Raw genomic sequence first — 15,412 nt, forward strand, 5'->3', positions numbered from 1 at the left:
CCGGATGCGCCCAGAAGCGCAGGCCGGTCACCTTCCGGTGTCGCAGTCGCCGGCGGTGCACCTGCCGGTCCTGTACACCCAGGTCCTTGAAGGCCTGAGGGTGATCGAAAACGGACGTTATCTGGATGGCACGTTCGGTCGTGGCGGTCATGCACGTGGCGTGCTCACCCAGCTCGGTCCCGAGGGGCGCCTGCTGGTCATGGACAAGGATCCGGAAGCCATCGCCGTAGCCGAGCGCGATTTCGCGCCGGACCCGCGCGTGTCCATCTTCCGTGGCAGCTTCGCCCAGCTGCTGCAGTGGGATGCGACGGCTGAAGGCCTGGACGGCGTCCTGTTCGACCTGGGCGTGTCGTCGCCGCAGCTGGACGTGGCCGAACGTGGCTTCAGCTTCGGCAAGGACGGCCCGCTGGACATGCGCATGGATCCGGACAACGGTGAAAGCGCCGCACAATGGATCAACCGCGTTGAAGAGCGCGAGATTGCCGATGTGCTGTGGACCTACGGCGAAGAGCGCCAGAGCCGCCGTATCGCGCGCGCCATCGTGGCCCGCCGCGAGAAGCAGCCGTTCTCCCGTACCGCCGAACTGGCCGAGTTGATCGCCTCGGTGATGCCGCGCGGAAAAGACAAGATCCACCCGGCCACGCGCAGCTTCCAGGCCATCCGCATCCACATCAACCGCGAGCTGGCCGACCTGGAAGCCGGGCTTGATGCGGCCGTGGAACGGCTGAAGCCCGGCGGCCGCCTGGCGATCATCAGCTTCCACTCGCTGGAAGACCGCATCGTCAAGCAGTACATGAACCGCCTGGCCAAGGCGCCGCCGGCCAACCGCCGCCTGCCCGAGGCGGAGGTGTTCGTGCCGACCCTGGATCTGATCGGTGGCGCCATCAAGGCCACCGACGAAGAACTGGCGGCCAACCCGCGTGCCCGCAGCGCCGTGCTGCGCGTGGCCCAGAAGCGGGAGGCCGATGCATGAGCCGGCTGCTGCTGATCATCCTGTTGGCCTCGACCGTGGCCTCGGCGATCGGCGTCGTGTTCGTGCGTCACCGTCACCGGCAGACGTTCATCGAGCTGTCGCGCGCTGAGCGCAAGCGCGATGACATCAATCTGGAATTCGGCCGCCTGCAGCTGGAACAGGCCACCCTGGCCGAAGCCAACCGTGTGGATCGCATCGCCCGCGAGAAGCTCGGCATGAAGTTCCCCGAGGCCGCCGACATTGTGGTGGTGCGCCCATGAGCAAGACCGGCCGCAACCGCCCGCGCAACGCCTTCAACCTGCGCCAGCGCCTGCGTTGGGTTGCCCTGGCGCTCGGCCTGTGCTCGGTGTCGCTGGTCGGCCGCGCGGCCTACGTGCAGATCATCAACAGCGATTTCTACCAGCGCCAGGGCGAAGCCCGCTACCTGCGCGAGCTGCCGATCAAGACCTCGCGCGGCATGATCACCGACCGCAACGGCGAGCCGCTGGCGGTGTCGACCCCGGTCGCTTCGATCTGGGTCAACCCGCAGGACCTGCTGCGTTCGCCCGAGCGGATTCCTGAGCTGGCTCAGGCGGTCGGCATGTCGGTGGATGAGCTGAGCAGCCGCCTGTCGCAGAAGTCGGACAAGGAATTCATGTACCTGCGCCGCCGGATCAATCCGGACGAGGCAGAGAAGGTGGTCGCGCTGAAGATTCCAGGCGTGGCCGCGCAGCGCGAGTTCCGCCGTTTCTACCCGCAGGGTGAGGCGATGGCGCACGTGCTGGGCTTCACCAACATCGACGACCGCGGCCAGGAAGGCCTGGAGCTGGCGTTCGACGAATGGTTGCGTGGCAAGGCCGGTGCCAAGCGGGTGATCCGCAACCGCAAGGGCGAGACCGTCGAAAGCGATCTGCTGCGCGCCGCCGAACCGGGCAAGGACCTGACCCTCAGCATCGACCGCCGCATCCAGTACCTGGCGTTCAAGGAACTGCGCAACGCGCTGGTGGCCAACAAGGCGGCCGGCGGTTCGATGGTGATCATGGACGTGACCACCGGCGAGATCCTGGCCATGGTCAACCTGCCGACCTACAACCCGAATTCGCTGACCGGCGCGCTGCCCGATGCGCGCCGTAACCGTGCAGTGACCGACCTGGTCGAGCCGGGTTCGACGATGAAGCCGTTGACCATCGCCACCGCGCTGCAGGCCGGTGCGGTGACCAAGGACACCATCATCGATACCAACCCGGGCTACATGCAGGTGGCGCGCTTCACCATCCGCGACGTGCCGCGCAACAACGGCGTGTTGAACGTGACTGGTGTGATCACCCGCAGTTCCAACATCGGCGCGGCCAAGGTCGCGGCGAAGATGCCGGACCAGGTGTTCTATGACGGCGTGCGCCGCTTCGGCTATGGCTCGGTGCCGCACAGCGGCTTCCCGGGTGAATCCGGCGGTGTGGTGCGGCGCCCGGCCAACTGGGACGGTGCCACCAAGACCACCATGTCCTACGGCTACGGCCTGAATGTGACCCCGCTGCAGATCGCCACCGCCTATTCGGCGCTGGCCAATGGCGGCAAATTGATCGCGCCGACCTTTGTCAAAGGCCAGCGCAACGAAGCGCATCAGATCATCGATGAGAGCGTCGCCAGGCAGGTGGTGGCGATGATGGAAACGGTTGTTACCCAAGGCGGCGCCAAGCAGGCGGCGGTGCTGGGTTACCGCGTGGCCGGCAAGACCGGTACCGCGCGCAAGACCGGCCCGGGTGGTTACGAGCGCGGCCATTACAACGCGCTGTTCGCCGGCGTGGTGCCGGCCACCAATCCGCGCTTCGCCACCGTCATCGTCATCAACGACCCGCAGGCCGGCAAGTTCTACGGTGGCCTGGTGTCGGCGCCGGTCTACCACAACGTGATGGAAGGCACCCTGCGCCTGATGGACGTGCCGCTGGACGACCTGCAGTCGTGGCTGGCCGCACAGCAGTCCGGCAAGGTCGGCCATTCGGCCTCGATCCTGCCCGCGCCGCCGGCCGAGGCCGCGCTGCCGGTGGATGCCGCCGCTGAATTCGACGCTGCGCTGCCCAGCGCGCAAGCCCAGACGCCGCCCGCTACGGGAGGCACGCAATGAGTCCTTCGATGTTGCTTTCGCAGTTGCTTCCGGATGTGGCCCTGGCGGGCCACGATCCCGTTCTGACCGGCCTGGTGCTGGACAGCCGCGCCGTGCGCCCCGGCAATGCCTTCGTCGCCATCGCCGGTTTCGGCGCGCATGGCCTGGGCTTTGTCGAGCAGGCCCGTGCGGCCGGCGCTGGCGCCATCCTGTTCGAACCGCCGGCACCGGTCGAACTGCCGGCACCGGACGATGCGATCGCTGTGCCGGGCCTGCGCGCGCGCATGGGTGCGATGGCCGACCAGTTCCATGGCGCACCGTCGCGGGCGATGGCGATGGTGGGCGTGACCGGCACCAACGGCAAGACCTCCACCGTGCAGCTGCTGGCCCAGGCCTGGCACCTGCTCGGAACGCCCAGTGGCAGTATCGGCACGTTGGGCGCCGGACTTTATGGTTCGGTTGAGCCGACCGGTTTCACTACGCCGCTGGTGCTGCAGATGCATGCGCTGCTGGCGCAGCTGCGTGATGCCGGTGCGCGCGCGGTAGCGATGGAAGTCAGCTCGCACGCGCTGGACCAGGGCCGCGTGGATGCGGTGCACTATGACGTGGCGGTGTTTACCAATCTCACCCGCGACCATCTGGACTACCACGGCGACATGGCCAGCTACGGCGCGGCCAAGGCGCGGCTGTTCCATCGTCCGGGCCTGAAGGCCGCGGTGATCAATCTTGACGACGCGTTCGGCCGCCAGCTGTTCGCCGGCCTCCCGGCGGGCGTGCAACCGATCGGCCTGAGCTCGCGCGGTGCCACCGATGCCAGCGTGCGCGCCGAGGCGCTGCAGCTGGACGGCCGTGGCATTGCCTTCGAACTGGTCATCGACGGCCAGCGCGCGGCGGTGCAGTCGCCGCTGCTGGGCCGCTTCAACGTGGACAACCTGCTGGCCGTGGCCGGCACCCTGCACGCGCAGGGTCAGCCGCTGCCGCGCATTGCCGAGGTGTTGTCGGCGCTGCAGCCGATCCGTGGCCGCATGAACCGCCTGGGCGGCGAAGACGGTCTGCCGACCGTGGTGGTCGATTACGCGCATACCCCGGACGCACTGGAACAGGCGCTGGACAGCCTGCACGGCCACCTGCAGGGCACGCTGTTCTGCGTGTTCGGCTGCGGTGGCGAGCGTGATACCGGCAAGCGCCCGCAGATGGCCGCGATCGCCGAGCGCTTGGCCAACCAGGTCATCGTCACCGACGACAATCCGCGTGGCGAAGATGGCGACGTGATCGTGGCCGACATCCTGGCCGGCTTCACCGATGCCTCCGCCGTGACCGTGCAGCGCAGCCGCGCGCGTGCGATCGGCCTGGCGGTGAAGCGTGCCGGTGCCGGCGACATCATCCTGATCGCTGGCAAGGGCCACGAGCCGTACCAGGAAGTGAATGGCGTGCGCCATGACTTCGACGACACCGAAGTGGCCGCCGCTGCGTTGGCCGCCAAGGCCGGTGTGCTCAGCGCGCAGGCCGGGGAGGGCATCGCATGAAGCGCACCCTGCTTTCGCTGATCGCACACTGGGCCGGCGGCGAGATTCACGGCGACGACGTGGCCATCGATGCGGTCAGCAATGACACCCGCAGCCTCGGCCCGGGCAGCCTGTATGTGGCGCTGCGCGGCGAGCGTTTCGATGGCCATGACTTTGCCGCCGACGCGCAGGCGCGCGGTGCCAGCGCGCTGCTGGTCGAGCGCCTGCTGCCGATCGAACTGCCGCAGGTGCTGGTGGCCGACAGCGAACTGGCGCTGGCGAAGATCGCCACCGGCATGCAGCGTGACCGTGATACTGAGGTGTTCGCGATCACCGGCAGCAACGGCAAGACCAGTGTGAAGAGCCTGCTGCTGTCGATCCTGCAGCAGGTGGCCCGTCATGCGCACAAGGTGGTCTACGCCAACCCGGGCAACCGCAACAACGAGATCGGCCTGCCGCTGGCAGTGATCGATGCTCCCGAAGATGCCGACTACGCTGTCTACGAGATGGGCGCGGGCAAGCCGGGTGACATCGCCTACCTGACCGACATCGCCCGCCCGCGCTATGCGCTGGTCAACAACATCGCCCCGGCGCACCTGGAACGCATGGGCAGCCTGCTCGGCGTGGCAGTGACCAAAGGCGCGATCTATGCCGCGCTGCCGGCCGATGGCGTGGCGGTGATCAACGTCGACGATGCCTACGGCCGCTGGTTCGAACAGCACTTCGTCGGCACCCCGCCGCGCAGCCGTGTGTTGCGCTATGGCCTGGAGCACACCGCGGACATCACCGCGCGCGACATCCGCGCCGGCGCCCAGGGCAGCCAGTTCACCCTGGTCGCACCGGGCGGCGAAGCCCGCGTGGTGCTGGGCCTGCCGGGTCGCCACAACGTCAGCAATGCGCTGGCCGCTGCCAGCCTGGCGCTGGCCGCCGGTGTCGATCTGGCGCTGATCGCGGCCGGCCTGGCCGAAGCACAGCCGGTACCGGGCCGCCAGATCGCCCATCAGCTGCGCAACGGCGCGGTGCTGGTGGACGACAGCTACAACGCCAACCCCGGTTCGCTGGCCGCGGCCATCGACGCCCTTGCCGCCGCACCGGAAGAGGGTTGGCTGGTGCTGGGCGACATGCGCGAGCTGGGTCCGGACGCCGAAGCGCTGCACGCGCAGGCAGGGCTCCGCGCGCGCGCTGCTGGCCTGAAGCGCCTGTATGCGCTGGGCCCGCTCAGCGCCGCTGCCGCCACCGCCTTCGGTGAAGGCGGCCGTCATTTCGCCACCCATGACGCGCTGTCGCAGGCGCTGAAGGACGAGCTGCACGCCGGCGTGCGCTGCCTGGTCAAGGGTTCCCGTGGCAGCGCCATGGACACGATTGTCAAAGCGCTGCTGGCGCAAGGAGAGGAATCCCCGCATGTTGTATGAACTGGCTCGATGGTTGCAGCAGTTGGAGAGCCTGTTCGGGCTGTTCAACTACCAGACGTTCCGCGCCATCCTTGCCGCGTTGACGGCCCTGTTCCTGTCGCTGTGGCTCGGCCCGGCGATGATCCGCAAGCTTGCCCAGTTCAAGGGCGGCCAGCCGATCCGCAAGGACGGTCCGCAGACCCATTTCTCGAAGGCCGGTACGCCGACCATGGGCGGTTCGCTGATCCTGCTCACCATCACCCTGTCGGTGCTGATGTGGGCCGACCTGCGCAACCGCTACGTGTGGCTGGTGCTGGCGGTGATGCTGTGCTTCGGCGCCATCGGCTGGTATGACGACTGGATCAAGATCGTCCGCCGCGACCCGAACGGCCTGAAGTCGCGCTGGAAGTACCTGCTGCAGTCGATCTTCGGCCTGGCCGCGGGCCTGTTCCTGTTCTACACGGCCGACGTGCCGGCAGCACTGACCTTCTACATCCCGATGTTCAAGTCGATCGCGCTGCCGCTGGCCGGCATCGGATTCGTGGCCATCGCCTACTTCTGGATCGTCGGCTTCTCCAACGCGGTGAACCTGACCGACGGCCTGGACGGCCTGGCGATCATGCCGACCGTGCTGGTGGCCTGCGCACTGGGCGTGTTCGCCTACGCCTCGGGCAACGTGGTGTTCGCCAACTACCTGCAGATCCCGCAGATCCCGGGCGCCGGCGAGCTGGTCATCATCTGCGCGGCCATCGCCGGTGCGGGCCTGGGGTTCCTGTGGTTCAACACCTATCCGGCCATGGTGTTCATGGGCGACATCGGCGCGCTGGCGCTGGGTGCGGTGCTGGGTACGATCGCAGTGATCACCCGCCAGGAGCTGGTGCTGGTGATCATGGGCGGCGTGTTCGTCATCGAAACGCTGTCGGTGATGATCCAGGTCGCCTCGTTCAAGCTGACCGGCAAGCGCGTGTTCCGCATGGCACCGATCCACCACCACTTCGAACTGAAGGGTTGGCCGGAGCCGCGCGTGATCGTGCGCTTCTGGATCATCTCGGTCGTGCTCGTGCTGATCGGCCTGGCCACGTTGAAGGTGCGCTGAGATGAACGACCTGTCCCGCCAGGCAACACGCCTTGAGGCCATCGAAGGCAGCTACGACAAGTGGCTGCTGGGCGCGATCATCGCGCTCACGGGCATCGGCGTGGTGATGGTGGCGTCCAGCTCGATCGCTCTGATGAGCAGCCCGTTCTACTACCTCAACCGCCACCTGATCTTCCTGGCGGTGGGTATCGTGCTGGCGGTCGTAGCCGCCCGCACTGAACTGAAGTCCATCGAGCAGTACAACCAGATGCTGCTGCTGGGCTGCTTCGTGCTGCTGCTGGCGGTGTTCGCACCGGGCCTGGGCAGCACGGTCAACGGCGCACGCCGCTGGATCAATCTGGGCATCTCCAAGTTCCAGACGGTGGAAGCGGTGAAGGTGCTCTATATCGTCTGGCTGTCCAGCTACCTGGTGCGCTTCCGCGACGAGGTCAACGCGACCTGGCCGGCGATGCTCAAGCCACTGGGCGTGGCCGGTGCGCTGGTGCTGTTGCTGCTGCTGCAGCCGGACTTCGGTTCCTCGACCCTGCTGCTGGCGATCACCGCCGGCATGCTGGTGCTGGGCGGTGTGAACATGCCGCGCATGTCGATGCCGGTGATCATCGGCCTGGTCGGCATGAGCGCGCTGGCGATCATCGAGCCGTACCGCATGCGCCGCATCACCTCCTTCCTGGACCCGTGGGCCGACCAGCAGGGCGACGGCTACCAGCTGTCCAACGCGCTGATGGCCGTGGGCCGCGGCGAGTGGACCGGCGTTGGCCTGGGCAACTCGGTGCAGAAGCTGTACTACCTGCCGGAAGCACATACCGACTTCATCTTCTCGGTTACTGCCGAGGAATTCGGTTTCCTCGGCACCTGCGTGATCGTGGCGCTGTACGCGCTGCTGGTTGGCCGCACCTTCTGGCTGGGCATGCGCTGCGTGGAAATGAAGCGCCACTTCTCCGGCTACATCGCCTTCGGCATCGGCCTGTGGATCAGCATGCAGACCTTCGTTTCGATCGGCGTGAACCTGGGCATCCTGCCGACCAAGGGCCTGACCCTGCCGCTGATCTCCTCCGGCGGTTCGTCGGTGCTGATGACCTGTGTGGCGATGGGCCTGCTGCTGCGCGTGTCCTATGAACTCAAGCGCGCCGAGCGTCGCCAGGCCGTGCGCATCGGCGGTGGCGACGAGGCCGTGGCCGATGCACCCGTGGACGCGCCGGCCGCACCGGCTGCGGCCAGCGTGCCGATGAGCGCCGAGCCGACGGCTGCCGCTGCAGCGAACGCCGCACGTGGTACCAGCCGCCTGCAGTCGCGCATCGAACCGACCTTCGGGAGGCTGTCATGAGCGCAGCCACCGATAACGTGCGCCCGGTGATGATCCTGGCCGGTGGCACCGGCGGTCACATCTTCCCCGGCCTGGCCGTGGCCCGCGTGCTGCGCGCCCGCGGCGTACCGGTCACCTGGATGGGCGCCGATGGTGCGATGGAAACCCGCCTGGTGCCGCAGCACGACATTCCGATCGACACCCTGGCCATCACCGGCCTGCGCGGCAAAGGCAAGCTGGCCCTGCTGGGCGCGCCGTGGCGGCTGATGCGCGCGCTGCGCGCGGCCGGCATGATCATCCGCAAGCGCCAGCCGCGTGCGGTGGTCGCCTTCGGTGGTTTCGCGTCCGGCCCGGGGGGCATGGCCACACGCCTGCACGGCCTGCCGCTGCTGGTGCACGAACAGAATCGCGCTCCCGGCATGACCAACCGCATCCTGTCGCGCTATGCGCGCCGGCTGCTGACCGGCTTCCCGGGCACCTTCGCCAAGGGCGAGGAGTTCGTCGGCAACCCGGTACGTGCGGAAATCGCCGCCATCGCACCGCCGGAACAGCGTTTCGCTGACCGCCAGGGTCCGCTGCGCGTGCTGGTGGTCGGTGGCAGCCAGGGCGCGCGTGCGCTCAACACCGGCGTGCCGCAGGCGATTGCTGCGCTGGGCACGAGTGTGCCGGTGCAGGTTCGCCACCAGAGCGGCGAGAAGCTGCATGCCGAAGCGGTCGAGGCGTATGCCAAGGCCGGCGTGCAGGCTGAAATCACGCCGTTCATCGCCGACATGGCCGAGGCCTTTGCCTGGGCCGATCTGGTGGTGTGCCGTGCGGGCGCTTCGACGCTGGCCGAGCTGTGTGCGGTGGGTGTCGGCAGCGTGCTGGTGCCTTTCCCCGCTGCCGTCGACGATCACCAGACCCGCAATGCGGAGTACCTGGTCGAGCGCGGCGCGGCGGTCTTGCTGAAGCAGGACGGAACGCTGGCCGACGGCATTGCCGCACTGCTGCGCGATCTGTCCGAAAATCCCGCCCGCCGCATGCAGATGGCGCAAGCCGCGCGTGCCCTGGCCAAGGTCGATGCCGCCGAGCGCATCGCCGATATCATTCTTGAGGAAGCTGTATGAAGAAGGCATGCCACCGCGCCTGCCCTGCGCGAGGCCGCGCATGATCCGTCGCCTGCACGACACCAACGACCTGGTGCGCGCGTTCCCGCGCGTGCATTTCGTCGGCATCGGCGGCACCGGTATGAGCGGTATCGCCGAAGTGATGCTGACGCTGGGCTATGAGGTGTCCGGCTCGGACAACGCCGACAACGTGGCGACCCGTCGCCTGGCCAGCCTGGGTGCGCGCATCATGCGCGGCCACTCCGCAGCCAACGTGCTGGGCACCGACTGCGTGGTGGTCTCCAGTGCCATCCGCGAAGACAACCCGGAACTGATGGAAGCGCGCAGCCAGCGCATTCCGATCATGCCGCGTGCGGCGATGCTGGCCGAGCTGATGCGCTTCCGTCGCGGCATCGCGGTGGCCGGTACCCACGGCAAGACCACCACCACTAGCCTCACCGCTGCAGTGCTGAGCGAAGGCGGGCTCGACCCGACGTTCGTGATCGGTGGCCAGCTGCTGGCTGCCGGCGCCAACGCCAAACTGGGCGGTGGCCAGTGGCTGGTGGCCGAGGCTGACGAAAGCGATGGCAGCTTCCTGCGCCTGAATCCGCTGATGTCGATCATCACCAACATTGATGCCGACCACCTGGAGAACTACGGCAACGACTTCGCCCGCGTGCAGGCGGCGTTCGCCGAGTTCCTGCAGCGCCTGCCGTTCTACGGCCTGGCGGTGCTGTGCATCGACGATCCAGAAGTCGCGGCTCTGGCTGCCAAGACCCCGCGCCACGTGATGAGCTACGGCATGAGCCCGCAGGCCGACGTGCGCGCCGAGAACGTGGTGCAGGAAGGCTCGCGCATGCGCTTCACCCTGCGCCTGCCGCAGGGCACCAGCCAGGAAGTGGTGCTGGCGCTGCCGGGCAAGCACAACGTACTCAACGCGCTGGCCGCCGCTGCGGTGGGCTGGCAGCTGGGCGTGGCACCGGACGCGATCGCGCGCGCACTGGAAGGCTTCGCCGGTGTCGGCCGTCGCTTCAACGATCTGGGCGAAGTGACCACCGCCAGCGGCGCCAAGGTCCGCATCATCGACGACTACGGTCATCACCCGAGCGAGTTGGAAGCGGTGTTCGCCGCCGCCCGTGGTGGCTGGGCCGACAAGCGCCTGGTGGTGGCCTTCCAGCCGCACCGCTACAGCCGTACCCGCGACCAGTTCGACAAGTTCGCCGCAGTGCTGTCCAGCGTCGATGCACTGGTGCTGAGCGAGGTCTACCCGGCCGGCGAGGAACCGATTGCCGGTGCCGATTCGCATGCGTTGGCCCGCGCCATCCGAGCGCGTGGCCGCAGCGAGCCGGTGGTGGTGGGCAAGGCCGCCGAGCTGGCCAGCGTGCTGCCGGACGTGCTGCAGGACGGTGACCTGCTGCTGATGATGGGTGCCGGCGACATCGGTGCCGTGGCCACCCATATCGCGGTGGAAGGCTTCAAGGGGGAGGGCGAGGCGTGAGCGCGCTGACCTTCCCGCCGCTGCGCGTGACCGACCCGGCCGTGTTCGGCCGCGTCGCCGTGCTGCTCGGCGGCAGCTCCAGCGAACGCGAGGTGTCGCTGGACTCCGGCCGCAACGTACTGGAAGCGCTGCAGTCGCGCGGCGTCGATGCGTTCGCGGTGGATGGCATTCCGGCGCTGGCCAAGGCGCTCGCCGCCGGTGGCATCGATCGCGTGTTCAACATCCTGCATGGCCACAACGGTGGCGGTGAGGACGGCATCGTGCAGGGCCTGATGGACGCCTTCGGCGTGCCGTACACCGGCTCGAACGTGCTGGGCTCGGCGCTGAGCATGGACAAGATCCGCACCAAGCAGGTGTGGCTGTCGCTGGGCCTGCCCACCCCGCAGTACCGGAAGGTGGACGCGACCACGGTGCATGCACTGGCAGCCGAACTGGGCCTGCCGGTAGTGGTGAAGCCGGCCAATGAAGGCTCCAGCGTGGGTATCAGCCGGGTCACCGACGACGCCGGCCTCGATGAAGCCGTGGCGCTGGCCGCGCGCTACGACGGCCAGCTGCTGATGGAACAGATGGTGGTGGGCGACGAACTGACCGTGGCCATCCTCGGCGATGTCGCACTGCCGTCGATCCGCATCGTGCCCAAGGGCCAGTGGTACGACTACAACGCCAAGTACATCGCCGAGGACACCCAGTACCTGTGCCCAGGCCTGGACGGTGACGACGAAGAGGAAATCCGCCGCATCGCGCTGGCCGCGTTCCGTGCCGCTGGCTGCCGTGGCTGGGGCCGCGTGGACGTGATGCGCGATCGCAGCAGCGGCTGCTTCTTCCTGCTGGAAGTGAACACCGCGCCGGGCATGACCAGCCATTCGCTGGTGCCCAAGGCCGCAGGCCAGGCCGGCATCGGTTTCGAGGAGCTGGTGTGGCGTGTGCTGGAACAGACCCTGGAGGCCTCGCACGCATGAACGCGGTGCTGCGCATCTTCGTCTGGCTGTTGGCGCTGTCGGTGGTTGCACTGCCGGTGGTGGCCGTAGTCAATGGCTGGGTCGGCGCCGAGCGCTGGCCGCTGGCGAAGCTGCGCGTGCATGGTGAGTTCAAGCGGGTGCCGGCCGAGCAGCTGCAGCAGGTGCTGCTGCCGTACGCGCATGCGGGCTTCTTCGCGGTCAAGCTGCAGGACGCGCAGGATGCACTGGAACAGCTGCCCTGGGTGGAAAGCGCGCAGGTGCGCAAGCAGTGGCCGGACGTGCTGGAAGTGACCCTGGTCGAGCACAAGCCGTTCGCGCGCTGGGGCAACGACCGCCTGGTTTCCGAGCAGGGCAAGCTGTTCCCCATGCCGAAGAAGCTGGCCGATCTGGCGCTGCCCGAACTGGATGGCCCCGACAGCCAGACCGAAGAAGTGATGAAGCTGTACAGCGACTCGCGTGCATTGTTCGCACCGGCCGGCGTCGACGTGCGCCGGGTGACGATGGATGCGCGCGGCAGCTGGTCGCTGGTGCTGAGCAACGGTACCGAAGTGGTGGTCGGCCGCGACGACGCGCGCTCGCGCATGCAGCGCTTCGTCAAGGTGCTGCCGCAGCTCAACCGTCAGGACGCGCCGATCGAGCGCGCCGATCTCCGTTACACCAATGGTTTCACGCTGAGCTGGGGTACCCCGGCCACGCCGGCGAAAACGCCGGCGACCCCAGCCAGCAGGACGCAGGAAAGGACATGAATCGCAAGGGTGACAAATCGCTGATCGTTGGCCTGGACATCGGCACCTCCAAGGTGGTGGCGCTGGTGGGCGAGTACTCGCCGGGCAATCCGATCGAAGTGATCGGCATAGGCTCGCACGAGTCGCGCGGGCTCAAGCGTGGCGTGGTGGTGGACATCGAATCGACCGTGCAGTCGATCCAGCGCGCGGTGGAAGAAGCCGAGCTGATGGCCGGCTGCGAGATCCGCTCGGTGTATGCCTCGATCTCCGGCAACCACGTGCAGTGCAAGAATTCGCCCGGCATCGTGCCGATCCGCGACGGCGAAGTGACCTGGGGCGACCTGGATCGCGTGCTCGATGCGGCCAAGGCCGTGGCGATTCCGGCCGACCAGAAGATCCTGCACGCGATCCCGCGCGAGTACGTCCTGGACGATTCGCAGGAAGGCATCCGCAACCCGGTCGGCATGACCGGCGTGCGCCTGGAAGTGCATGCCCACCTGGTGGTGTGCGCGCAGTCGGCTGCGGCCAACATCAGCAAGTGCGTCCAGCGCTGCGGCCTGCAGGTGGACGACCTGGTGCTGTCCTCGCTGGCCTCCAGCGTGGCGGTGCTGACCGCCGACGAGCGCGAGCTGGGCGTGGTGCTGGTCGACATGGGCGCCGGCACCACCGATATCGCGGTATTCGTGCAGGGCGCGATCTGCCACACGGCTTCGCTGCCGATCGCCGGCGACCACGTCACCAATGACATCGCGCACATGCTGCGCACGCCGACCCCGGAAGCCGAGCAGATCAAGGTGCGCTATGCCTGCGCCCTGGCCCAGCTGGCCACCGCCGAGGAAAGCATCCAGGTGCCGTCGGTGGGCGACCGCCCGCCGCGCCGCATGCCGCGCCATTCGCTGGCGCAGGCCGTGCAGGGCCGCTACGAGGAAATCTTCGAGATGGTGCAGGCCGAACTGCGCCGCTCCGGCTTCGAGGAACTGGTACGCGCCGGCATGGTGCTGACCGGTGGCGCTTCGAAGATGGAAGGCGTGGTCGAACTGGCCGAGGAAATGCTGCAGATGCCGGTTCGCGTGGGCATCCCGCAGCACGTCACCGGCCTGGGCGAAGTGGTGGGCAACCCGGTGCATGCCACCGGCGTGGGCCTGCTGCTGATGGGCAGCCAGATCGAGCACCCGCGCCGGCCGTCGCTGCCGACCGGGCGCGCTGGAAGCATGTTCAAGAAACTCAAGACCTGGTTCCGCGGCGAGTTCTGACGCGGAACCCGTAACACCGGGCATCGCCCGGGCGCAGCACCCGCAGTACCCGTAGCACAACGCAACACCGGCAACACACAACCCACACAGCCGCAACGTCGGCATGCAGCAGGACGGCAGGACGCCCGAATGCCCATGCCAGCCAAAGCGGATACAACGAGGACACGGACATGGCGCATTTTGAACTGATCGAAAAGATGGCACCCAATGCGGTGATCAAGGTGGTTGGCGTGGGCGGCGGCGGCGGCAATGCCGTGGCGCACATGGTCAACTCGGCGGTGGACGGCGTGGAATTCATCACCGCCAACACCGACTCGCAGGCCATCAAGAATTGCGGTGCCAAGCTGCAGCTGCAGCTGGGTACCAACGTGACCAAGGGCCTGGGCGCAGGCGCGAACCCGGAAGTCGGCCGCCAGGCCGCGCTGGAAGACCGTGAGCGCATCATGGACGCCCTGCAGGGTGCGGACATGGTGTTCATCACCGCCGGCATGGGCGGTGGTACCGGCACCGGCGCTGCGCCGGTGGTGGCACAGCTGGCCAAGGAAATGGGCATCCTGACCGTGGCCGTGGTCACCAAGCCGTTCCCGTTCGAAGGCCGTCGCCGCATGCAGGTGGCGCTGAAGGGCATCGAGGAACTGAGCCAGCACTGCGACTCGCTGATCACCATCCCGAACGAGAAGCTGATCACCGTGCTGGGTCGCAACGCGACCATGATCCAGGCCTTCCGTGCCGCCAACGACGTGCTGCAGGGCGCCGTGCAGGGCATCGCCGACCTGATCGTGCGTCCGGGCCTGATCAACGTCGACTTCGCCGACGTGCGCACCGTCATGTCCGAAATGGGCCTGGCGATGATGGGTACCGGCACCGCCCGTGGCGATGACCGCGCCCAGGCCGCCGCCGAAGCCGCGATCCAGAACCCGCTGCTGGACGATGTGAACCTGGCCGGTGCCAACGGCATCCTGGTCAACATCACCGCCGGCGCCGACTTCACCATGGCCGAGTTCGACGAAATCGGCCGCACCATCGATGGCTTCGCTTCCGAGGACGCCACCGTGGTGGTCGGTACCGTGCTGGATCCGGACATGCAGGACGAAGTGCGCGTGACCGTGGTCGCTACCGGCCTGAACCGCGTGTCGGCCAGCAAGACCCAGCGTCCGGGCGAGCGTGCGCCGATCAAGCTGGTCCGCAATGCCACCACCGGCCAGCCGGAATTCGGTGACTTCGACAACGGCGGCGACGCCGTGTCCAAGGCCGTGGGCGGCATGGGTCTGGGCCTGCGTCGCGCCAGCAGCGATACCGCGGCAGCCTCCGCTCCCTCGGCCCCGGCCGCTTCGGCCCCGGCGGCGGCGGAACTGCCGAACGATTACCTGGACATCCCGGCGTTCCTGCGCCGCCAGGCGGACTAAGCGGGGCGCCCGGGGCTTGTCCTCCCCGGGTTGCGCCACCATGTCCTGAAAACGCGGGCGCCGGGCCAGGATGGGTCCGGCTGCCCTGCTTCACGCGCGTCCCCGCGGCGTGCCGGTGCGTCCTGCCGGCAGCCTTCA

General features: G+C 67.9%; 12 protein-coding genes and 1 pseudogene. All 13 read left to right on the forward strand.

The window, feature by feature from the left end; genetic code table 11:
• Nucleotides 1-4 precede the first annotated feature (4 nt).
• The 13 genes and pseudogenes from rsmH to ftsZ all read left to right on the forward strand — a co-directional run bounded on the left by rsmH (nucleotide 5) and on the right by ftsZ (nucleotide 15,274).
• Nucleotides 5-973: a 16S rRNA (cytosine(1402)-N(4))-methyltransferase RsmH gene (rsmH, locus tag ACZK33_RS03200; protein ID WP_049425020.1), complete on the forward strand. Its 969-nt coding sequence runs from the start codon at nucleotides 5-7 to the stop codon at nucleotides 971-973.
• The gene (gene ftsL, locus ACZK33_RS03205) at nucleotides 970-1,233 is read left to right on the forward strand and encodes a cell division protein FtsL (RefSeq protein ID WP_005412242.1); all 264 of its coding nucleotides are present in this window, start codon (nucleotides 970-972) and stop codon (nucleotides 1,231-1,233) included. The genes rsmH and ftsL overlap by 4 nt, the downstream gene beginning before the upstream one ends.
• Nucleotides 1,230-3,074, forward strand: a complete 1,845-nt coding sequence (locus tag ACZK33_RS03210) for a peptidoglycan D,D-transpeptidase FtsI family protein (RefSeq protein WP_049399810.1) — start codon at nucleotides 1,230-1,232, stop codon at nucleotides 3,072-3,074. Before ftsL ends, ACZK33_RS03210 begins: the two co-directional genes overlap by 4 nt.
• Nucleotides 3,071-4,579: a UDP-N-acetylmuramoyl-L-alanyl-D-glutamate--2,6-diaminopimelate ligase gene (locus ACZK33_RS03215; RefSeq protein WP_049425024.1), complete on the forward strand. Its 1,509-nt coding sequence runs from the start codon at nucleotides 3,071-3,073 to the stop codon at nucleotides 4,577-4,579. Before ACZK33_RS03210 ends, ACZK33_RS03215 begins: the two co-directional genes overlap by 4 nt.
• Entirely contained in the window at nucleotides 4,576-5,970 is a 1,395-nt protein-coding gene (locus tag ACZK33_RS03220; RefSeq protein ID WP_121504876.1) for a UDP-N-acetylmuramoyl-tripeptide--D-alanyl-D-alanine ligase, read from the forward strand. The genes ACZK33_RS03215 and ACZK33_RS03220 overlap by 4 nt, the downstream gene beginning before the upstream one ends.
• Nucleotides 5,960-7,045 carry a phospho-N-acetylmuramoyl-pentapeptide-transferase gene (mraY, locus tag ACZK33_RS03225; protein WP_010481929.1) on the forward strand — a complete coding sequence of 362 codons (1,086 nt, stop codon included), beginning with the start codon at nucleotides 5,960-5,962 and terminating at the stop codon, nucleotides 7,043-7,045. The genes ACZK33_RS03220 and mraY overlap by 11 nt, the downstream gene beginning before the upstream one ends.
• 1 nt (nucleotide 7,046) lies before the next feature.
• Nucleotides 7,047-8,369 carry a putative lipid II flippase FtsW gene (gene ftsW / locus ACZK33_RS03230; protein ID WP_049399807.1) on the forward strand — a complete coding sequence of 441 codons (1,323 nt, stop codon included), beginning with the start codon at nucleotides 7,047-7,049 and terminating at the stop codon, nucleotides 8,367-8,369.
• On the forward strand, nucleotides 8,366-9,454 hold the full coding sequence (gene murG, locus ACZK33_RS03235) for an undecaprenyldiphospho-muramoylpentapeptide beta-N-acetylglucosaminyltransferase (protein WP_049461621.1): 1,089 nt from the start codon (nucleotides 8,366-8,368) through the stop codon (nucleotides 9,452-9,454). The genes ftsW and murG overlap by 4 nt, the downstream gene beginning before the upstream one ends.
• A 40-nt stretch (nucleotides 9,455-9,494) precedes the next feature.
• Nucleotides 9,495-10,931, forward strand: coding sequence for a UDP-N-acetylmuramate--L-alanine ligase (gene murC / locus ACZK33_RS03240; RefSeq protein ID WP_012510048.1), 1,437 nt, complete (start codon nucleotides 9,495-9,497; stop codon nucleotides 10,929-10,931).
• Nucleotides 10,928-11,890 carry a D-alanine--D-alanine ligase gene (locus ACZK33_RS03245; RefSeq protein ID WP_423175277.1) on the forward strand — a complete coding sequence of 321 codons (963 nt, stop codon included), beginning with the start codon at nucleotides 10,928-10,930 and terminating at the stop codon, nucleotides 11,888-11,890. Before murC ends, ACZK33_RS03245 begins: the two co-directional genes overlap by 4 nt.
• Nucleotides 11,887-12,564, forward strand: a pseudogene (locus ACZK33_RS03250) (cell division protein FtsQ/DivIB); the annotation flags it as partial. The gene ACZK33_RS03245 and the pseudogene ACZK33_RS03250, both read left to right, overlap by 4 nt.
• A 68-nt stretch (nucleotides 12,565-12,632) precedes the next feature.
• Nucleotides 12,633-13,868, forward strand: coding sequence for a cell division protein FtsA (gene ftsA, locus ACZK33_RS03255; protein ID WP_005408083.1), 1,236 nt, complete (start codon nucleotides 12,633-12,635; stop codon nucleotides 13,866-13,868).
• A 170-nt stretch (nucleotides 13,869-14,038) separates the two neighbouring features.
• On the forward strand, nucleotides 14,039-15,274 hold the full coding sequence (ftsZ, locus tag ACZK33_RS03260) for a cell division protein FtsZ (protein ID WP_043397963.1): 1,236 nt from the start codon (nucleotides 14,039-14,041) through the stop codon (nucleotides 15,272-15,274).
• The last annotated feature ends 138 nt before the right edge of the window (nucleotides 15,275-15,412 follow it).

It is taken from the genome of Stenotrophomonas sp. 86156_Sma, from assembly GCF_056481625.1.